Below are 17,370 nucleotides of genomic sequence, written 5' to 3' on the forward strand. Positions count from 1 at the left end.
TATAGATACAAGGTATCCATACGATATTAAAGGCCTGAGTGTAATCTCTGAAACATGGTTTCGAGGTCGATACCACATGTCTGAAAAGGAGGATAAGATTCCGGTATGGTGTAAAAGCGAGGACTGGTGTGCACTGAAATCTACTTCAAAGATTCTGGGTCATAAATGGGTGCCGGTCATCACTTATCACATCCACGACAACACTCCAGCAAGATTTTCCGAGATAAAACAGGAGATAGGTGATATAACGAATAAGACTCTGAGCAATAACCTGGACAGGATGGAGGAACAGGGCGTAGTGGACAGAAAAGTTGAGAAAGAAAAACCTGTCAAGATAACTTATGAGCTTACTGATTTTGGCGAAAGCCTGATCCCGCTTGTTGAAGACATGATTTCATGGGGACAGGAAAATCTGAGGGAGGGAGAAAAGGAAGAGGCCTGGATAACTTGACCGCTATACAGTATATTTTTACGCAGTGAGGCCTAAATTTTTTCTATGGAAGAAAATGTAGGAGATACGGACAGGATTGTAAGGATCGTGCTTGGAGCAGTAGCCGGATTACTATCACTTGGTACGCTGGCTGATGTACTGCCTTCCAGTCTGGCGTTGCCTGAGATCGCATCGCCGATCCTTGGAGTCCTAGCGATCGCACTGCTGGGAACAGCATTCACAAGCAAGTGCGGGCTATACTCTGCACTAGGCCTCAATACCAAAGAATAGGCCTCCACAATTTCTTTTTTCCAATTTTTTGAGAAAATATCGATCAAAAAGAAGAAATTCGGGATTTTTCCAGCTTTTTAGTTGATTTCCAGGCCTTCGTTCTGACTGTCTTTCGCCCACTCCACTTCGATCTCGATCGAGATATCTCCATCTGATTCTTCTTCGACTTCTATCTCGAACTCTACACGTTCAGAAGGCGTTAACTCGATACTATCTTCTCCGGCCTTGAGTTCAACTTTGCCGTCTCCGATCTTGTCCGCCAGTTCATGGATTTTCTCCGCTGCCTCCTCTCTTCCCATCATACTTTCCGTACGCAGAAGTTTTCGTGACATAATCCAAATAGAGCCCTCAAGAGACTTATCTCTTTCGATCAGAGGCCTTATTTGAGAAAAAAGAGAAAAAGAAGAGAGAATTTTTATCCTGAAAGGAATCTATCGTAGAATTTTTCAGGAGGGCAGAACCCTGTAAAGGAACTCTGTAAGAGATTGAGGCCTGCGAACAGCGTTATCAGGTAGAAGTATTCATGGATGAGCCATCCCCCCATAAAAGCTGCTGTTATCACGAGGCCTGCGAATCTGCGTACGAACTGTTTCTTCTTCACTCGAGATCACCTCCGTCTTCTTTTCCTTCAGATTTTCCGGATCTGTAACGGTAGAGGAATGTGCTTATGAGGATTAAGGCTGCGAGGCCTCCGATGTAGATCAGTGGGGACTGTGTTCTTCCTTTTAATTCCACTTCCGTCTGCTCTGTGAAGGTGTATACTGAATGATCGCCTTCCTCACTGTCTCCGTTCGCACGGAACTGTAACTTGATGTTGTGGGTCTTCAGGGCTGCAGCTCTGTCAGATGAGATAGTCATCACTGCTTCGCCTGTTTCACCTGATTCTATCTCGCCTATGTAGTTCGAGCGATCCTCCAGCGTGAATGGCTGAGTTCTCTCTGCGAGTACACGGGCTGTCACCGATTCTGCGTCCTGCTCCCCGTTGTTTTCCACGGCGATCCTGAGCTCTGATGTCGCTCCAGCCTTCATCTCCATGTCTGAGTTAACGATCTCAAGATCAGGCCTCCCCTCAACTCTAAGCGGTATATCCATGTCTTCCGTGTAACTGTTCCCGGATTCGTCCTCGTAAGTCCCAGAAAGAGTTACAGTATGGAGACCTGGCTCTATATCCTCCTCAAGATTAAAGGAGACTGTTTTCCCTACTGAATCTCCCTCTACAAGCTTGTTGATGTAGAATTTTTCATCGCTGGAGTAAGAAGGCTGTATGCCTTCAGGAGCCGAAGGCCTGATATCGATATCCTCTAAAGGCTTGTTCCCAGTGTTCGTGAATCTTACACGGGTTTCAACGTAGTCATCTCCAGGCCTTGGAACAGAAGGTTCTGTCGAGACGACGTTGCTGGAGAGATCGACTCCTTCATTGTCTACAGGCATAGAGAAATCCCTGATAACTGTGAAGTTGTACTCTCCTGTTTCCGTCTGAATCTCAACAGGTTCACCGTCCTCAAGATACCGGATATGTAGCTCGAAGTCGTACATTCCTGTAGGTGCGCCTGAATCCACTTTGACCTGGTAGCGCTGGTTCCATACGCCGTTCGGATACAGGAAGCCTAATGACTGATCTCTATCGTCCTCTATAGTGACGTACTCTCTGGTTAAACGGTTCCCCGGCTTCAGCACGACTTCAAGTTTCTTGTCTTCATCCCATGTTCTGTCGGGGAAATCTGCCTCGTGCATATTAGCAGAGATATTTACTCTGTCGCCTGCCGATATGAAGCCTGGATCAAAACTTACGCCGTCAAGTTTAGGCGCAGATGAGGCTGCACCTATCGAAACTGCAAGGATTGAAATAGCTAATGCGAATTTAAACGTCGTTGAATGTGTTGTTGTTCGTTTCATAGTATCATTTTTATACAATTGATTCTTTGCCATCGAAGATGATTATCAGGGTTGGAAGCAGGAACACTGCGCCGATATAGGCCGATATAATCCCTGTAAACAGGAAGATTCCAAGTGCGTGCATACCTGTGAGATTGGCGGCGAGTAAGGCAAGAAATCCGACGCCTGTAGTCATTGAACCGCCCAGGAGGCCTCTTGAAAGCTCTGTCATTGTCTCGGAGAGGCCTTCTGCTCCCCTTCTCGTGTTGAAGTATTTTTTCGTGACGTGGATCCCGAAATCGATGCCGAGGCCCATTATCATCGCAGCAGACACCATCGAAATTATCGTGAGGTTTGCTCCAAGGTAGCCTCCGAGGCCCAGCATCCATACAAGGCCGAACATAACAGGTACGATAGGATACATCATCCTCTTGATGTCACGGAACACCAGGAAGAGTACGCCGAGAACTGCCGCGAAAGAGACAGCTGTTATCGTCATGAAATCTGAGATAATCACCTGGAAAGTCGCCAGATCGATCATATTGTATCCTGTCAGATAGTAGTCCTCCGTTGTCTCTGCCTGTACTGTTGTGTGTATGTCGTTGTACAGTTCCCGTATCTCATCTGAGTTCGCCTGTGTATCAGATCTTACGGCTATGAGGCCTGTCCTGTAGTTCTCAGACACTGTGCTCCTGTAGTTGAACTCCTCTAATCTGTCTCTGTCATCCGGTATCTGTCCGTATCTCTGGATCAGCATCGAGGCCGGTGACTCTGTCGAATGCACGTTTTCAGATCTCTGAACTCTGTTCTCTATACGATGCATTTCCTCCAGTAGCTCAGTATTTCTTATGTCTCGATCGGCCTCGAAAACGATGTACGTGGTATCGCCCGAGAACTTCGCCCTCAAGGTGTCAAGTGATTCAACAGTGGAATCGTCCTCTGGCAGGATGGCCTCTGTACTCGGCTTGACCTCAAGATTTAGAGCGCCGGGAAGTACAACTGCTGTAAGCAGACCCATAATGATCAGAACTTTCTTTGGATCTTCAACTTGGTATCCAACCAGTCTGGATGCAAGCTCCTCGATTATCACGCTATTAACCTCCGGGCCATCAGAAGTCGTGCCTCCAGTTGATCGATTCATGGATTTTCTGCATAGTTTTCTCCTCAAGGACAAAAACGCTCGGAAGCAAAAAGAAACTGAAAAGCAAAGCATAGCCTATACCTATCGACATTATAAGGCCGAAACGATGCATCTCAGGCATCATACCGGAAAGAAACGCCATAAAAGCGCTGATAGTAGTTACAGAAGTTGCTATGATCGCAACACCTGTCTCACCGACTGCCTCAGACAGGGCCTCTCCGATAGTATTTTCTCTGCGGTGGAACCTGTAAGTATTCAGTATATGCACGGAGTAATCGATCCCGATTCCTATAACGAGAGCTGCAACGCTTCCGGCCAGTGTAGAAAGCGGGATGCCCAGATAGCCCATCGTTCCGTAAAGCCAGACTACTGAAAGGCCTACAACGATCAGAGGCATCAATGCAGATGAGAAACTTCCCTGGAAAAGCCCAAGAGTTATCAGGAAAACAAGACCTAGCGAAATCATAGTTGTAACATTTTTATCGCGGGAAACCATGGAAGAAAGGCGCTGCTGGACTGCAGGAACTCCCGAGATCTCCGTCTCTACCCCTTCAGGCCTCTCGAAACCTGCCTCTGTCTGTATCTCATTGAATATCCTGTCCATCTCGCCTCCGGAGTCTCCGACAAACGTGTACGCCGTTATGACTGCGTTCTGATTTCTTTCGTCCACGAGGCCTTCTCTCTGGAGTGGAGACATCACCTGCGTCACTCCGTGTATCGACCTGATATCATTCGAAAGATCTTCGATGTAGGCCTCTGTCCTGTTATCGTGGATTGACTGGACGCCTTCCTCTGTACGGCCCGTGGAAATCTTCACGGCTATGGAATCTTTCCCGAGGCCTTCAGCTCTCAGGTCGTTGAATCCCTCGACAGGAGTCGAAGATGAAGGCATCATGTTTTCAAGAGCTACAATAGTCTCAACTCTCGCCATCCCCGGTATCATCGCAACAGATAGGAAAAGAAACAGCAGAACAACTTCTACGGCATGATCTTCCTGGAATTCTGTGAGTTTCTCCAGCCATTTACTCTGTTGCATTTAGTTCAACTTTATTACACAAACTTTTTATTTTGTTTTATCCGAGAAGTTTTACATCTTGCCGTGAAAAGAAATATCATGGAGTGCCCGACAGAGATCAAGCAACTTCTGAAAGTCCTGTACAATCTATCCAGCTCTGAAACAGAGGTACTTTACTTCCTGTGTGATGCGGAGGCAAGGGCCTCAGAGATAGCTGAAAAACTTGGGAAGGATCGCTCCACAGTCCAGAGATATCTCTCCAAGCTCAGGACTACAGGCCTCGTTGAACGCGAAAGCAAAGTAGAGGAGGGAAAAAGAGGCCGCTACTACGTCTATTCGGTGCCGGACAAGGACAAGATGAAGCACAAGATCAGAGAAAGAATGGACGAATGGGAGGATGAAAAACTCCAGGTACTGGACGAAATATAGGCCTCCGGGAAATATGGCCGGGATTACTTATCCGACACCATAAAGTGTTTAAGAGTTCAACTTCTTTACACAAACTATGTCAGATCAAATCGAAGTATTCGCGACACCGACATGTCCTTACTGTATCAAACTCAAGGAGTGGCTGGATGAAAAAGGATACAGCTACGAGGAATACAATGTAGGCAACGACAGAGATGCAGCCAAGAGGATGATAGAGAGAACAGGCCAGAGAGGAGTCCCTCAGACATTCATAGGAGATAAAGAGATCATAGGATTCCAGCCTGAGAAAGTTGAGGAAGCAATAGAAGAGGCCTGACTCTGAGGCCTCTGTCCCATTTATTTTATAGAAATTTTCTACCAAACAGTATTTCATGGAATTAGAAGAGATAGCTCGGAAATACGCTTTGAGGAACGCTGTTGAACACGGCGGCGAATGCAACCCTGGTGCAGTAATAGGAAAAATTTTCGCTGAAGAAGAATTTGAAAATAAAGGCGAAGTCACGCAAAAAGCCCAGGAAGTATGCAGGGAAGTCAACGAGCTATCTCTGGAGGAGCAGGAATCAGAGCTCGAAAACTATGAATTCGATATACCTGAGAAAGAAGAGCACGATCCGATTCCGGATCTTGACGTTGACGAAGAAGAGGAAGTAGTTGTAAGATTTGCTCCGAACCCTAACGGCCCGCCACACATCGGCCACGCGAGAGGTATGACGATAAACGGAGAGCTACGGGACAAGTATGATGGAAAACTAATTTTGAGGTACGATGATACCGATCCTGTGACTAAAAGGCCTATGAAGGAGGCCTACGAGATGTACAGAGAGGACTACGAGTGGCTTGGCTACGAACCGGATGAAGTAAGATATTCTTCGAAAAACTTTGATACTTACATAGAGTACGCTGAGAAACTGATTGAAATGGGTGAGGCCTATGTCTCCAAGGCTTCTCAGGAGGAGATGCAGAAGCATCGTAGAGAAGGAACCGCATCCAAGTACCGGGATCAGAGCCCGGAGAGAAACATGAAGTTATGGAACAAGATGCGGAACGGAGAACTGGATGAGGGAGAGGCCGTTCTGAAGGTAAAAACTGACTTGGACCACAAGAATCCAGCTGTCAGAGACTTCGTCGCTTTCAGAATCATCGATGAGCCAGATCATCCTATTACAGGTGACGAGTACCGTGTCTGGCCGCTGCTTGATTTCCAGGGAGCGATCGAAGACCACGTCATGGGTACGACGCACATCGTCCGTGGGAAAGATCTGCGAGCGTCTACAAAGAGGCAGAAATACATCTACGACTACCTAGGCTGGGAGTACCCGGATATCATGTACTGGGGTAACGTCCAGATCTCCGGCTTCGACGCACCGGTCTCCGGCTCCACGATCTCGAAGATGATCGACGAGGGAGAACTCGATGGCTGGGACGATCCACGAGCTCCAACCCTCCGGGCGCTGAAGAGAAGAGGCTTCCAGCCGGAAGCACTTCAGGAATTCTTCATAGAGATGGGAGTAACAGAAAACGACATCGAGGCCTCGATCGAAGGCCTTGAGAAAGCTAATACACGTGAAGTCGACGATGAAGCGGATCGCTACTTCTTTGTCGCCCAGCCTGAGAAGCTTAAGATTGCAGGCCTCCCGGAAGATCTCGAGGCAGATATGCAGGTGCATCCCGAGCATCCTGAGAGAGGAACAAGAAGTCCGGAGCTTGAAATCGAAGACGGCGAGCTGGAAATTTTCATAGACGAGGACGACTTCCAAGACGGGTTCTACAGATTGAAAGGCCTCTGCAACATCGAAATTGAAGGAGATTCGGCAGAGTACAGGGAAGGAGATCACAAAGTAGCACTTGAAAAAGACGCTGACTTCATCCACTGGACACCTAGCTACGCGGACACAGCAACTGTTAAGATGCCGGATGGAAGAGATATAGAAGGCAGGATCGAGCCGAACAGTATTGAAGAAGGTGAAATAGTGCAGTTCGAAAGATTTGGATTTGTCCGATGTGATTCAGAAGAGGAAAAAGTCTTTTACTACGCGCATAACTAGCTGAAGGCCTGGAAAAAGTTTCTGAATTTTTCAGGAGGCCTCAGCAAGTTTTTCAATTCTTTTTTCTCCTGTTTTGTTGAGGCCTGTTACATCAATCTATTTTATACTGGATATGTATGACTATCATCCTTTGGGAGGGGTCTGATAACTTGAACTTGATCTCGCATCGACTTGGAAACTGCGTTGTCTGCGGCGAAAGAATCTACTCTGATAAAGAATACGTAAGATCGTCTGACGGATTCTGCTGTAAAGAATGCCTTAGAGAAGATAAAAGTGAAGCCGTCGCTGCAGCCTGAAATCCACAAATCCAATTTTTTCTTCTTTTTTAGAAGTTCAAAAATAAGTTTGAAAGGTTAGGGCAGTTAAAGGGAAAATTTGGGATCGAATTTTTACTGCCTGAAATAAAAAACTTCAGATAAAGAATAGGACGGTAATTTACCACGTTTAATTTTGTAATAATTGGTGTCATATTAAATAGATTTAAAAGATTTGTTTTAGAATGGTTAGATGTTAATATGAGCCTGGAAGATAAGATACGTAATGAACTTGTGAAAGAAGATCCAAAATACCTTGAAGAGCATCTTCAGGACGCGAAAAAAATATTCTCTTTAACAGATTCTGGAGATATTAACATAGAAGTGAATAATCCTTCTCAGAAGGACAGAATTTTAATACATTTTATAGGTTTGAAATATGCTCATGAAGGCGGTATGAGAGACAGCTGTAGCCAACACTACAAGGATCTTTGTGGAGAACTAGGTCTGAATCAAAGCTCAGCTAGAGTGGCATTAAGCAACTGGAAATCAAAAGGATTTATCAAACAGCCAGATACCGGGGTATATGAACTTGATGCAAGTTCTCTAGGTGAGATAATAGAGTTCATGGAGGACAAATATGAGAAATGATATTAGCATAGATGCGACTGAGGTGCACATACATAATTCGAGCGAGGAAACGAAAAAACAAGAAGAGGAACACGAAGAAACTGCAGAAGATTATTTAAACACTCTGACTGCCACTATAGGTTTATCGGCTCTAAGAGAAATATTTGGTAAGTTGCTATGAGTGATGGGAAAGCCGGGAATCGAACCCGGGACCTCTGCGTATCTCACATTCCAGAAAATTTGTTTTAATCATTGGAACTTGCCTATTCTGGATCAGCAAGTTCCTCATCGCTCATAAAGTTGTTATGAGCGCAGCGCTCTAACCCCTGAGCTACTTTCCCAGCGTGTTACGGTACGCCAACCCAATAGAGCATTCAGCAAGGCTGAACGCACTTTACCAATTGAGATATCCTTCTTATGAGCCATTCGAGAGAATGGCTCGTTCCGTATGGATCGAGCGTAACCACTCCATGGGTTCGCCCAGATTTGAACTGGGGATCTCCTCCACGTCAAGGAGGTGTCATAACCAAGCTAGACCACGAACCCGTGCTGTGTAAAGAACTTTTAGGTGGATACTTTTTTGTACTTTAGAATAGAGGAGTGTTGTTTGAATGAAGAAAAATTGATATGTGAGTGGAATTTTTTATTTGGCGTTTTTGTTTACCGAGATCAGCCTGATCATGGATACGTTGGTGATGTGGCCGCATTCGCTGCAGACTACTTTTACCCAGTCCACGTTCGGTTTATCAACGCTGTTGACATGGAGATCGTTCCCGCATTCTTCACATTCTGGAGCCATTTTTTGGAATCCTCTAACCTTGTTTATTCTCACCCTGCTATTTAAGCCTATCTTCTAGCTCAAGGCCTCAAGAAGTAAGTTTTCAAAGGAGTTAAAAATTTTGCGGTGAGGAAAAAGTTATGGTTAACAAGTGGCAGGACTATGAAACAGGTCCGGATGCACCGGACGTAATCAATGCAGTAATCGAAAACCCTTCAGGTGAACAGAACAAGTACGAATACGATAAGGAAAAAGAAAGCGTCGTACTTGACAGAGTTCTTTACTCTTCTATCCAGTACCCTGGTGACTACGGATTCATCCCGAAGGCCTACTACGAAGACGAAGATCCTATGGATATTCTAGTCTTGACAACACACAGTACTTTCCCTGGATGTGTTATCGAAGTCAGGCCTGTAGGAATCCTTTACATGGACGACGGCGGAGAGCAGGACGACAACATCATCGCAGTCCCTACAGAGGATCCAAGATGGAACAACGTAGAAGACTTGGACGACGTCAACGAGCACAAGAAGAAGGAGATCTCCGAGTTCTTCAAGACATACAAGAACCTCGAGCCTAAGAAAGAAGTCGAGATCGAAGGCTGGGGCGACGCAGAAGAAGCCAAGGAAGCCATAGAGAGAAGTCAGGAACTTTACAGAGAAGAAGTCGAATAACTTCTCTGAGAGGCCTAGAGGCCTCTACATAATTTTTTCTCTTTTTCTAATTTTCCAGTTGTGCTGTCCAGAAGCTTTCACTCAGCCAGTTTCCAAGTTCGTTTCTATCTGATGGAACAACGTTACTTCTTGAGAACTGGGTGTAGAAAGCTGATTCTACGTAAGTTCCGGGATTTACGTAGACAAGCTCTTCGTTATCAATATCGACTATAACATCTTCATTTTCTCTGTACCTGGGATAGATTATCCTGTTGGATGAGGAAAGTCTTTTGCCTTCCGAGTTCATCTCATCGAATCTCTCCCACCAGTCATCTTCATCTATAAGATCATCGAAATCTGAAAGAGGCCTTCCTTCAGGCCTCTCCATGACAGTGTAAGGCATTGCTTCTTCCTGGATTCGGACTCCTGTCTCGAACTCGGGAACATTTACTTCAGAATCTTGAAGCGCCGAAAGATTTACTGCATAGGCCACATGATGTTTTACAGCGTCTGAAAAATCTTCCTCCGGAGAAACGATTCTGATGTACTCATCTGAGACGAGATGTGTGTTCTCGTAACAGTCCTTTCGCCAGTATGAGAAGTCCTGTTCCGTTAAACTGAAATCCTGTAAAGGATCTGAAATTATAATGGAGGCCTCTGAGTTTTTCTCCTGTAGCTGTGGGCCTCCTTCCATTGAGTAAACTAATGGACTGTAAAACTGAAAAATGTATTTAGCTTCCTGTGCTGCTGTATCTTGAGAGTCCGAACTTCCAGAACTGGTATGCTCCGAAGTACAGTACAGGACCTATGACAAGTGTGGCGATCTGCCATGGCCTCCACTGTTCCATCCCGAGGAGGAATGTTGTCGGGAAGAAGCTTGTGAATGCTATAGGCACTATCGTGATCAGAATTATCTTGATCGGCTGTGAGAAGATGTTGTACGGGTATCTTCTGAAGTCGCTGATACGGAAGAAAAGCCAGAAGATGGCCTGGCTTCTCCCTGTCCAGAAAGCTGTTGTGCCGAAAGTTACGAATATCGATCCGAGTACCATGACTCCTGATATTATCGCCATTAATCCGTACAGGATTTTAACAGGTCCGAGTGTGAGGCCTAGCTGGTTCCATGCGTAAACTATTATCGCGATGTTGGCCAGGAACTTCGAGATATTGTCGTCGGCGATGTAACGTGCGAACACCTGGAAAAGCATGTTGAGAGGCCTGACGAAGTATCTGTCCATTCTTCCGGAGATTATGTAGTCTTCGCCGAGTCTGTACGGCGCGAAGAAGAATATGTGGTGCAGGTTAAGTATCAGGCCTGAGAATCCTGCAAGTAAAAGTATCTCGTTGAAGCTCCATCCCTGTATGTTCTCTACCTGTGTGAAGAGTAGTGTCAGGAATGCTACTGAGAAGATCAGGCTGATTAACTGGCTTGTGAAGCCCAGTACGAAGTCGGCCTTGTAGATGAGCCTTGACTTCATGTACATTGCAAAGAACTTTTTGTAGACGCTCCAGTGCTTCTTGATGCTTCTTATCCGGGATTCTTCTCCCCTGTAGTCATCTGATTCACTCATTTTCTATCCACCTTGCACCGTCAATCGCGTCTTGGCTTTTCTCCACATTAGATGTGCAACTATGAACATTATGACTATCCAGAAAATCTGGAGTCCAAAGATTCCAAGCACCTGGCTGCCAGAGGCCTGTCCCGTGAAGATCTGTATCGGTGCATCAGCCATCGCCCTGAAAGGCAGAACATTGAATATATCAGAGAGGCCTGCCGGAAGCAGATAAAGAGGGAACAGCACTCCCGAGAAAAGATTGGTGACGGTATTCCTGGTCATCCTGATACTCCAGTCAACTTTCGTCCAGAACACCAGCATAGAGTTAGCATAGGCCAGGAGGAACACCAGGTTGAAAGCAAGGAAAGTACTCAACGCAAAATAGAGGCTGTTCAAGAGGCCTGGAAGAGGGATATTCAGGAAGATTACTCCAAGAGCAGCTATAGGAAGTGCTTTCGTCAAAGTATTGAATACAACCCATCCAAGTTCATGGAAGTAGACATGGCTCATCAAGCTCAGAGGCCTCTTCAGTTCATTGACTATGGTTCCTTGCCGTACCCTGTAGCCGATAAATTGCTCTGTCTGAAGAAAGGCTGCGTTAGAAACGATCTGACCTGCCACCAGATAGGTCATAACTTGCTGGAGGCCTCCCTGAATGTTTCCGGAAGCGTCTATCGCACTCCAGACAGCGTAGTATAATGTCAGGAAGACTACTGAGGAAAGCAGTGTCGTAACTGCATCAAGCCTGTAGGCTGTCGCCTGCTTGAATGCGTTCCTGGCCACTGCATAATACTTTTTCAGATTCATCCGTTCATTCTTCCTCTAGGCCTTCATTGTAGATTTTCTTCACTACAGATTCAATATCAGGCTCCTTGATCTGGAAATCCAGTACATCGTATCGCTCAAGCACTTCGCGCATCAAATCACTGGCGGATATGATTTCTCTGTCAAATACGATCTCTATATGTCCATCTTCCTGCTCAATCTCGTTTATTCCCTCAAGATCAAGATCTATAGACTCTGTGCTCCGTGTATCCATCACAAGCCTTCTGGAGGTGAAACGGTTCACAAGAGAATCCAATTCACCGTCGTAAATCTTCTTACCTTCATCAAGTACAATTATGCGTTCACAGAGATCTTCTATATCATCGATATCATGCGTTGTCAGCATCACCGTGATATCCTCTTCCCTGTTCATCCTCTTGATGAACTCTCTGATACGCTCTTTTACAGCAACATCAAGGCCTATAGTAGGCTCATCAAGATACACGATCTTTGGATGATGGAGGAAAGAAGCTGCTAGTTCACATCTCATTTTCTGTCCCAGTGAAAGCTTTCTGACAGGCTGATCCCAGAACTCTGAAAGCTGTAAGACTTCATCGAACTCTTCAATCCTTTGATCGTAGGCCTCGTCAGAGACTTCGTAAATTTCTTTCAGCAATCTGAAAGACTCCTTTACGGGCAGATCCCACCACAGCTGAGTCTTCTGGCCGAATACAACTCCGATGTTCATCGCGTTCTTTTTCCGCTGCCTGTTAGGATTCCGGCCGTCGACCTCTATATTTCCGCCGGAAGGCTCCAGAATCCCTGTCAACATCTTCACTGTAGTAGATTTTCCTGCGCCGTTAGCTCCGATATAACCGATTATCTCACCTTCATCTATTTCAAGATTCAAGTCCTCTACGGCGTGTACCTCCCGGTAATCACGGGATACAAAGCTTTTCAGGTATCCTTTGATGCCTTCGCCCTGATTGTAAATTTTGAAGGTCTTCTGTAAGTCTTCTGCTTTTATGAGAGCCATACATTAGAGAAAGTCAGTTATTTTTAAAACAAATACCATCAGGGAAGCAACGCATCGATAGCAGAAACAACACGGACACCGTTCTTCTTCTCCAGATCGTACTGTGTTGCCGCAATATCGTACCCGAGATCTGGATCCTCCGATACAAGTATATTAGCGGAATGTCTGACAAGATCCGAGTAACCTGCGACCTCTACAGAACCTTCATCTCTGGCTGCGAAGACATCCTCGCCGTAACGGGATATAGCCGAGTAAAACTCGTCCTCTACCTCCCCTGTCACGTCCCTGGCGATCTCATCGTAGAAATCTCCGAGAGCGCTCCAGTTCTCATCCCTGACTTCAGAGGCCTCAAAACTTGTCCTGTGCTGCGCCAGATCTTCAAGCAATCCCATTCTATCCTCCTAATCTGTTGGCTACTCCTTTCAGGCCTTGATCGATTTTATGGTGTAAAAGCTTCTTTGTTTTCCGTGAGCCAGGATTTTCTGAGTCCAGTATCTCTCTGGCATCCTCCAGGTATCGCCCTTCACCAGAGACAACTACTTCATCACCGATATCATAGAACTCCACAACTTCTGATCTGGTGTCAGGCCCTACTCCTACATGGCTGTAGTTGATTATGTAACTCCTTGCAGAGTTCAGTAAATCTGCTTCAAGAACCTTTTCAGGCACTTCACGCATATCGGAATCGAAATCATCCTCATCCAGAGGCCTGCTGTCATACGCTATCTCATCCAGATAAGCCTGAACATGATAGAATGCTACAGGATTACCTATATCCTCCAGTTCAAAGGCAACAGTTTCTCTCAAGTCTACTCCGTCACCTTTACAGGAACTCCTTTCTCCTTCAACAGTTCCACCTGACGCTTCACGAAGTCCTCTTCATTAGAGCCTTTCGTTGCTATCATGTAGACCTGTGCATCGCCAAAAGGCCTCATAACTCTTCCAGCTCTCTGAGTTGCCTGCCTTCTTGATCCTCCCTGGCCTGACATTATGATACCGACTTCGGTGTCCGGAAGATCAAGGCCTTCATCGCCGATCCTTGAAACGATGATAGTATTCATCTCATCGTTCCTGAAGTCCTCAAAGTACTCTTCTCTCTCCTCAAACTCTGTCTCACCTGAAATAAACGGCACATCGAACTGGTCTGAGAGATCTTCTCCCTGATCGATCCAGTCGCAGAAAATAATTGTCTTCTCGCCGTCGTGTTCTTCAAGAAGCTGTTCAAGATTCTTTTTCTTCGCTGGATTCTTCGAGGCGATAATCGCCTTCTTGATACCGGAGGCCTGCTCGTATTCATGCCTGTGATAATCAGAGGCCCACTCCACAAGCTGGATCTCCACATCGGGCTTCACAACATGGCCTTCACGGAAAAATCTGGCCCAGTCACTTCCGATCTCAGGCCCAATCAAGGCGAAAATCTCCCGCTCTTTACTGTCCTCTCTGACAGGAGAAGCGGAGAGGCCTATCCTTCTCGTTGACTGAAGTGAAGCTGTCTTCCTGAAAAGCTTGGAAGGAATATGGTGTACTTCGTCGAAAATTATCAGGCCCCACTCGTTTCTGAAAAGCTTTGTCTTGTTCGCAGCCATGTGATAAGTCGCGATAGTGACGTCCTTCATCTGCTTTGTATCGCCGTGATACTCTCCGATCTGATCCTCTGTCAAAGCAGTTTTGTCAAGTATCTCACGCTTCCACTGATTGACAAGAGAACGCTGAGGCACAAGGACGAGCGTCGGACTGTCGATCTTCGACATCAATCCGATAGAAGTAACTGTCTTCCCTGATCCAGCCGGATTCGCAAGTACAGCTGCTCTCTCCTCGTAAGCTCTTTCAACGTACTCTTTCTGATAATCTCTCAATTCAATGTTGAGATCTGCCCCGATCTTTTTGTCGGATTCACGGAACTTCGAATTGTCCTCTACAGGATAGCCTTTCTTCAGAAGAGCTTTCTTGATCTCGGCTCTTGACTTGGCTCCCATAGCGATCCTTGACTTTGTATCGGAAAGATCGACGGAAAGATTGTCTCTGACATCGTCAAGGCCTCTTGCCCACTCCATCCTCTCAGGATCAGTGGATACAAGCGCGTGATATCTTCCTTCGTGCTCGATCGAGAAGATCTCCTGCTTCTCGTAAGTCCTCTGAAGCCATTCCAGAAAATGCGGATAATTCCCGACTAATCTAGTATATTTTTCCTTCAACTCTTCCAGAGAAAGATTCGAATTCCATATATCCATCTCCTGGACCTGGAACTTGTAGTGATCTTCACTACTCGTCTCCATATGAGCAATATTCGAGAACTCGTTCAAAGTTTCTTCAGTAGGATTCGTCAGTATAATTTCTCTCTGAGGCTCGAAGAACACCACCTGATCCTCGTTAGAGGCCTTCAGTCCATCGATAAGTTCTTCCTTAGAAAGTTCTTCAAGTTCATCACGCGACATATCATCCAAGTTTCGGCTCGTCATGCCTTCACACGTTACAGCCAAAGCTTTTTATCTCTGCACACCGATTTTTCCTCGCCATACCTTTGAAACTGGAAAAATTCTATCAAATCGGACTTGCTGTTATAAAATTCTAGAGGCCTCTCTAAAACTTGTATGAAGGCTCAGCTGAAGCGGAAGCTTTCGCAGGTAGAAGACTTTGAAGATCCAAAGATCTCGATGGAGCAGTACGTCACACCTCCGCATCTCGCCGCAGATCTTGTTTTCACAGCTCACATGCAGGGCGATCTTGAAGGAAAAGTAGTTGATCTCGGCACAGGTACGGGAATACTTGCTATAGGAGCTGCACTTATGGGATCAAAAGTTATAGCAGTTGAAAAAGATGAAGAAGCCCTGAAAATCGCCAGAGAAAATGCAAAGAATCTTGGTGTATCTGAAGAAATCGAATTTGTACATTCTGGTGTTGAAGAATTTTCTGAGGCCTGTAATACTGTTTTGATGAATCCTCCTTTCTCACAACACAGTGAAGAAGGATTAAAGTTCTGGGAGGCTGCAACGATGATTTCTGAGAAAGTTTACGGTATCTCCCCTGAGTCCAGCCGTGAAGGTATTAAAAGTTTCATCGAGTCTTCAAGACATAGAGTGGTCGAACAGCTGGAGTATCAGATTGATCTCCCGGCGACTTACGGTTTCCATACAAAGGAAAGCCGTGAGACACTGGTCGACCTCATAATCACGGAGAAAAGATAATAATGGAATATGAAGCATTCGAGAAAGAGGACAGACTGATCATCGACATGAAGCAAAATCATGCACTGGCGAATCTCATCAGAAAGAAGGTCTGGGAAAACGACGGCGAAGCAGGATACGACAAAGGACACCCACTGGGAGACGAATCCAACCTTGTAATCAAGTCGGACAATCCTAAAGAAGTTCTCCAGGAAGCAGTAGAATCCGCAAAAGAGAACTTCACAGAGCTAGAAGCACAGCTCTAAAAATTTTCCCTCATTTTCTATAGAGGCCTCTCAAAAATACGCGTAAAAAAGGCCTCAACTACGTTTCCGTTCTGCAGAAATATCCGGTCCAAAATTTTCACTGTATTCAGGTATATAAAATTTACACCCTCTTTCTACTTTACTGGCGACCACAGCGAGGGGGTTTTACACCCGTACCCATTCCGAACACGGAAGTTAAGTCCCTCAGCGATTTGACCGGTACTGCCTTTCGGCGGGAGAGTCAAGACGTTGCCGGTACTATTTTTCCTCATTTATCTTCATATCCAGAAATTCTATTTCACTGCTTCAGGCTGTTGTACATAAGATTCAGGGCCTCATCAAACTTCTGCTGATAATTTTTTCCTGATCCGTCAAGAGTTCTGCCCAGTCCGTCAAAGATTACTAAGGGTTCGTTCAGCACAGATAGTTCTGCAGAGTTCTTTCTGTCGACATTTTCGATACCGGAGGCCTCAAGTTCTGTTCTATATCCTTCTCTGAAGTTTTCGATGAAGGCCTCGTATTTTTCAGGAGCCATGTTTCTGCTGTCGGCCTCTATTATCCGTATATCATCCGCTATATCTGCTGCAGTTGCGTTGTTCGAGTAAAATTCGTGATCTATCGAGAATATTTCTCCATCTCTGTACATGAAGTTTCCGAGGCCTGGATCTCCATGTGTTCCGAATCTATGGATGTCTGCGATCAGATGTCCCATGCTCTCTCCTATGTCTGAGACTTCGTGTATGTCAGCTTCTTCCAGATATTTTTTGACAAGTACTGCATCTTCTATCTCTTCTGTAACAACTACACCATCCTCTTCTGAGTAATCAAGTACTTCGTGATGTGAGATGTATTTTTCAGTCAGCTTCTGATCTGCCTCTACCTCACTCTGTACTTTTTCATGAGCCTTCGGTGGAAAAATATTTCCACGCATCAGATTTTTGATTGGAGGATCTAGAAGGTTCAAACTGTCTCTATACTCGCTGACGTAGTTCCCTTCCCCATCTCTGGAGACAGAGTGAGCACCCATATTGTAACTATTAAG

General features: G+C 45.6%; 24 protein-coding genes, 2 tRNA genes and 1 rRNA gene. 11 read left to right on the plus strand and 16 right to left on the minus strand.

The window, feature by feature from the left end; all coding sequences use genetic code 11:
- Window positions 1-76: 76 nt before the first annotated feature.
- Window positions 77-451 carry a winged helix-turn-helix transcriptional regulator gene (locus tag ACK3SF_RS01865; RefSeq protein ID WP_414838127.1) on the plus strand — a complete coding sequence of 125 codons (375 nt, stop codon included), beginning with the start codon at window positions 77-79 and terminating at the stop codon, window positions 449-451.
- Between the two features lie 45 nt (window positions 452-496).
- Window positions 497-721 carry a DUF2892 domain-containing protein gene (locus ACK3SF_RS01870; RefSeq protein ID WP_414838128.1) on the plus strand — a complete coding sequence of 75 codons (225 nt, stop codon included), beginning with the start codon at window positions 497-499 and terminating at the stop codon, window positions 719-721.
- A gap of 77 nt (window positions 722-798) precedes the next feature.
- Here the strand turns inward: ACK3SF_RS01870 and ACK3SF_RS01875 are convergent, their stop codons facing one another.
- The 5 genes from ACK3SF_RS01875 to ACK3SF_RS01895 all read right to left on the minus strand — a co-directional run bounded on the left by ACK3SF_RS01875 (window position 799) and on the right by ACK3SF_RS01895 (window position 4,773).
- Window positions 799-1,053, minus strand: a complete 255-nt coding sequence (locus ACK3SF_RS01875; protein ID WP_414838129.1) for an amphi-Trp domain-containing protein — start codon at window positions 1,051-1,053, stop codon at window positions 799-801.
- An 83-nt stretch (window positions 1,054-1,136) separates the two neighbouring features.
- A complete protein-coding gene (locus ACK3SF_RS01880; protein WP_414838130.1) occupies window positions 1,137-1,322 on the minus strand; it encodes a DUF2892 domain-containing protein in 186 nt (61 codons plus the stop codon).
- Window positions 1,319-2,617, minus strand: a complete 1,299-nt coding sequence (locus ACK3SF_RS01885; RefSeq protein WP_414838131.1) for a COG1361 S-layer family protein — start codon at window positions 2,615-2,617, stop codon at window positions 1,319-1,321. Before ACK3SF_RS01885 ends, ACK3SF_RS01880 begins: the two co-directional genes overlap by 4 nt.
- A 10-nt stretch (window positions 2,618-2,627) precedes the next feature.
- A complete protein-coding gene (locus ACK3SF_RS01890; RefSeq protein ID WP_414838132.1) occupies window positions 2,628-3,737 on the minus strand; it encodes an MMPL family transporter in 1,110 nt (369 codons plus the stop codon).
- Window positions 3,706-4,773 carry an efflux RND transporter permease subunit gene (locus ACK3SF_RS01895; RefSeq protein ID WP_414838133.1) on the minus strand — a complete coding sequence of 356 codons (1,068 nt, stop codon included), beginning with the start codon at window positions 4,771-4,773 and terminating at the stop codon, window positions 3,706-3,708. Before ACK3SF_RS01895 ends, ACK3SF_RS01890 begins: the two co-directional genes overlap by 32 nt.
- A gap of 78 nt (window positions 4,774-4,851) precedes the next feature.
- On the opposite strand from ACK3SF_RS01895, the gene ACK3SF_RS01900 reads away from it, so the two are divergent.
- From ACK3SF_RS01900 to ACK3SF_RS01920, 5 genes are all read left to right on the plus strand, one after another.
- Window positions 4,852-5,181 (plus strand): helix-turn-helix domain-containing protein, encoded by a 330-nt coding sequence (locus ACK3SF_RS01900; protein WP_414838134.1) that lies wholly within the window; start codon window positions 4,852-4,854, stop codon window positions 5,179-5,181.
- A gap of 76 nt (window positions 5,182-5,257) precedes the next feature.
- A complete protein-coding gene (locus ACK3SF_RS01905) occupies window positions 5,258-5,497 on the plus strand; it encodes a glutaredoxin family protein (protein WP_414838135.1) in 240 nt (79 codons plus the stop codon).
- A 55-nt stretch (window positions 5,498-5,552) separates the two neighbouring features.
- Window positions 5,553-7,226 (plus strand): glutamate--tRNA ligase, encoded by a 1,674-nt coding sequence (locus ACK3SF_RS01910; protein ID WP_414838136.1) that lies wholly within the window; start codon window positions 5,553-5,555, stop codon window positions 7,224-7,226.
- Between the two features lie 116 nt (window positions 7,227-7,342).
- The gene (locus tag ACK3SF_RS01915) at window positions 7,343-7,522 is read left to right on the plus strand and encodes a hypothetical protein (RefSeq protein ID WP_414838137.1); all 180 of its coding nucleotides are present in this window, start codon (window positions 7,343-7,345) and stop codon (window positions 7,520-7,522) included.
- Between the two features lie 219 nt (window positions 7,523-7,741).
- A complete protein-coding gene (locus ACK3SF_RS01920) occupies window positions 7,742-8,131 on the plus strand; it encodes a hypothetical protein (RefSeq protein WP_414838138.1) in 390 nt (129 codons plus the stop codon).
- 164 nt (window positions 8,132-8,295) lie between these two features.
- On the opposite strand, the gene ACK3SF_RS01925 is transcribed toward ACK3SF_RS01920, so the two are convergent.
- The 3 genes from ACK3SF_RS01925 to ACK3SF_RS01935 all read right to left on the minus strand — a co-directional run bounded on the left by ACK3SF_RS01925 (window position 8,296) and on the right by ACK3SF_RS01935 (window position 8,909).
- Window positions 8,296-8,451, minus strand: a tRNA-Met gene (locus ACK3SF_RS01925).
- A gap of 130 nt (window positions 8,452-8,581) precedes the next feature.
- A tRNA-Val gene (locus ACK3SF_RS01930) sits at window positions 8,582-8,656 on the minus strand.
- Window positions 8,657-8,753: 97 nt separating this feature from the next.
- Window positions 8,754-8,909, minus strand: a complete 156-nt coding sequence (locus tag ACK3SF_RS01935) for a hypothetical protein (protein WP_414838139.1) — start codon at window positions 8,907-8,909, stop codon at window positions 8,754-8,756.
- A gap of 119 nt (window positions 8,910-9,028) precedes the next feature.
- Between ACK3SF_RS01935 and ACK3SF_RS01940 the strand changes: the two genes are divergently transcribed.
- Complete coding sequence (locus ACK3SF_RS01940) at window positions 9,029-9,562, plus strand: inorganic diphosphatase (protein ID WP_414838140.1); 534 nt, start codon at window positions 9,029-9,031, stop codon at window positions 9,560-9,562.
- Between the two features lie 46 nt (window positions 9,563-9,608).
- Here ACK3SF_RS01940 and ACK3SF_RS01945 read toward each other — a convergent pair whose 3' ends face one another.
- Genes ACK3SF_RS01945 through ACK3SF_RS01975 form a run of 7 tightly spaced genes read right to left on the minus strand, consistent with a single transcriptional unit; the run spans window position 9,609 to window position 15,357 of the window.
- Window positions 9,609-10,235, minus strand: a complete 627-nt coding sequence (locus tag ACK3SF_RS01945; protein ID WP_414838141.1) for a hypothetical protein — start codon at window positions 10,233-10,235, stop codon at window positions 9,609-9,611.
- 37 nt (window positions 10,236-10,272) lie between these two features.
- Window positions 10,273-11,112: an ABC transporter permease gene (locus ACK3SF_RS01950; protein WP_414838142.1), complete on the minus strand. Its 840-nt coding sequence runs from the start codon at window positions 11,110-11,112 to the stop codon at window positions 10,273-10,275.
- 3 nt (window positions 11,113-11,115) lie between these two features.
- Window positions 11,116-11,904 carry an ABC transporter permease gene (locus ACK3SF_RS01955; RefSeq protein ID WP_414838143.1) on the minus strand — a complete coding sequence of 263 codons (789 nt, stop codon included), beginning with the start codon at window positions 11,902-11,904 and terminating at the stop codon, window positions 11,116-11,118.
- Between the two features lie 4 nt (window positions 11,905-11,908).
- The gene (locus ACK3SF_RS01960; RefSeq protein ID WP_414838144.1) at window positions 11,909-12,898 is read right to left on the minus strand and encodes an ABC transporter ATP-binding protein; all 990 of its coding nucleotides are present in this window, start codon (window positions 12,896-12,898) and stop codon (window positions 11,909-11,911) included.
- 38 nt (window positions 12,899-12,936) lie between these two features.
- Window positions 12,937-13,290, minus strand: a complete 354-nt coding sequence (locus ACK3SF_RS01965) for a hypothetical protein (RefSeq protein WP_414838145.1) — start codon at window positions 13,288-13,290, stop codon at window positions 12,937-12,939.
- A gap of 1 nt (window position 13,291) precedes the next feature.
- A complete protein-coding gene (locus tag ACK3SF_RS01970; RefSeq protein WP_414838146.1) occupies window positions 13,292-13,705 on the minus strand; it encodes a hypothetical protein in 414 nt (137 codons plus the stop codon).
- 2 nt (window positions 13,706-13,707) lie between these two features.
- Window positions 13,708-15,357: a DEAD/DEAH box helicase gene (locus ACK3SF_RS01975; RefSeq protein WP_414838147.1), complete on the minus strand. Its 1,650-nt coding sequence runs from the start codon at window positions 15,355-15,357 to the stop codon at window positions 13,708-13,710.
- Window positions 15,358-15,489: 132 nt separating this feature from the next.
- Between ACK3SF_RS01975 and ACK3SF_RS01980 the strand changes: the two genes are divergently transcribed.
- The 3 genes from ACK3SF_RS01980 (at window position 15,490) to rrf (ending at window position 16,586) form a co-directional block, all read left to right on the plus strand.
- On the plus strand, window positions 15,490-16,083 hold the full coding sequence (locus ACK3SF_RS01980; RefSeq protein WP_414838148.1) for an METTL5 family protein: 594 nt from the start codon (window positions 15,490-15,492) through the stop codon (window positions 16,081-16,083).
- Between the two features lie 2 nt (window positions 16,084-16,085).
- Entirely contained in the window at window positions 16,086-16,328 is a 243-nt protein-coding gene (locus tag ACK3SF_RS01985; protein ID WP_414838149.1) for an RpoL/Rpb11 RNA polymerase subunit family protein, read from the plus strand.
- A gap of 141 nt (window positions 16,329-16,469) precedes the next feature.
- Window positions 16,470-16,586 (plus strand): 5S ribosomal RNA (gene rrf / locus ACK3SF_RS01990).
- A gap of 40 nt (window positions 16,587-16,626) precedes the next feature.
- On the opposite strand, the gene ACK3SF_RS01995 is transcribed toward rrf, so the two are convergent.
- Window positions 16,627-17,355 carry a hypothetical protein gene (locus ACK3SF_RS01995; RefSeq protein ID WP_414838150.1) on the minus strand — a complete coding sequence of 243 codons (729 nt, stop codon included), beginning with the start codon at window positions 17,353-17,355 and terminating at the stop codon, window positions 16,627-16,629.
- Between the last annotated feature and the right edge of the window lie 15 nt (window positions 17,356-17,370).

Source organism: Candidatus Nanosalina sp. VS9-1, from assembly GCF_047555085.1.
Taxonomy (GTDB): domain Archaea; phylum Nanohalarchaeota; class Nanosalinia; order Nanosalinales; family Nanosalinaceae; genus Nanosalina.

Excerpts from the sequence above, each read along its gene's own strand:
- ACK3SF_RS01865 (WP_414838127.1), top strand. The coding sequence starts at position 77 with ATGTCTGAAAAGGAGGATAAGATTCCGGTATGGTGTAAAAGCGAGGAC.
- ACK3SF_RS01870 (WP_414838128.1), top strand. The coding sequence starts at position 497 with ATGGAAGAAAATGTAGGAGATACGGACAGGATTGTAAGGATCGTGCTT.
- ACK3SF_RS01875 (WP_414838129.1), bottom strand. The coding sequence starts at position 1,053 with ATGTCACGAAAACTTCTGCGTACGGAAAGTATGATGGGAAGAGAGGAG.
- ACK3SF_RS01885 (WP_414838131.1), bottom strand. The coding sequence starts at position 2,617 with ATGAAACGAACAACAACACATTCAACGACGTTTAAATTCGCATTAGCT.
- ACK3SF_RS01890 (WP_414838132.1), bottom strand. The coding sequence starts at position 3,737 with ATGAATCGATCAACTGGAGGCACGACTTCTGATGGCCCGGAGGTTAAT.
- ACK3SF_RS01895 (WP_414838133.1), bottom strand. The coding sequence starts at position 4,773 with ATGCAACAGAGTAAATGGCTGGAGAAACTCACAGAATTCCAGGAAGAT.
- ACK3SF_RS01900 (WP_414838134.1), top strand. The coding sequence starts at position 4,852 with ATGGAGTGCCCGACAGAGATCAAGCAACTTCTGAAAGTCCTGTACAAT.
- ACK3SF_RS01905 (WP_414838135.1), top strand. The coding sequence starts at position 5,258 with ATGTCAGATCAAATCGAAGTATTCGCGACACCGACATGTCCTTACTGT.
- ACK3SF_RS01910 (WP_414838136.1), top strand. The coding sequence starts at position 5,553 with ATGGAATTAGAAGAGATAGCTCGGAAATACGCTTTGAGGAACGCTGTT.
- ACK3SF_RS01915 (WP_414838137.1), top strand. The coding sequence starts at position 7,343 with ATGACTATCATCCTTTGGGAGGGGTCTGATAACTTGAACTTGATCTCG.
- ACK3SF_RS01920 (WP_414838138.1), top strand. The coding sequence starts at position 7,742 with ATGAGCCTGGAAGATAAGATACGTAATGAACTTGTGAAAGAAGATCCA.
- ACK3SF_RS01935 (WP_414838139.1), bottom strand. The coding sequence starts at position 8,909 with ATGGCTCCAGAATGTGAAGAATGCGGGAACGATCTCCATGTCAACAGC.
- ACK3SF_RS01940 (WP_414838140.1), top strand. The coding sequence starts at position 9,029 with ATGGTTAACAAGTGGCAGGACTATGAAACAGGTCCGGATGCACCGGAC.
- ACK3SF_RS01945 (WP_414838141.1), bottom strand. The coding sequence starts at position 10,235 with ATGGAAGGAGGCCCACAGCTACAGGAGAAAAACTCAGAGGCCTCCATT.
- ACK3SF_RS01950 (WP_414838142.1), bottom strand. The coding sequence starts at position 11,112 with ATGAGTGAATCAGATGACTACAGGGGAGAAGAATCCCGGATAAGAAGC.
- ACK3SF_RS01955 (WP_414838143.1), bottom strand. The coding sequence starts at position 11,904 with ATGAATCTGAAAAAGTATTATGCAGTGGCCAGGAACGCATTCAAGCAG.
- ACK3SF_RS01960 (WP_414838144.1), bottom strand. The coding sequence starts at position 12,898 with ATGGCTCTCATAAAAGCAGAAGACTTACAGAAGACCTTCAAAATTTAC.
- ACK3SF_RS01965 (WP_414838145.1), bottom strand. The coding sequence starts at position 13,290 with ATGGGATTGCTTGAAGATCTGGCGCAGCACAGGACAAGTTTTGAGGCC.
- ACK3SF_RS01975 (WP_414838147.1), bottom strand. The coding sequence starts at position 15,357 with ATGACGAGCCGAAACTTGGATGATATGTCGCGTGATGAACTTGAAGAA.
- ACK3SF_RS01980 (WP_414838148.1), top strand. The coding sequence starts at position 15,490 with ATGAAGGCTCAGCTGAAGCGGAAGCTTTCGCAGGTAGAAGACTTTGAA.
- ACK3SF_RS01985 (WP_414838149.1), top strand. The coding sequence starts at position 16,086 with ATGGAATATGAAGCATTCGAGAAAGAGGACAGACTGATCATCGACATG.
- ACK3SF_RS01995 (WP_414838150.1), bottom strand. The coding sequence starts at position 17,355 with ATGGGTGCTCACTCTGTCTCCAGAGATGGGGAAGGGAACTACGTCAGC.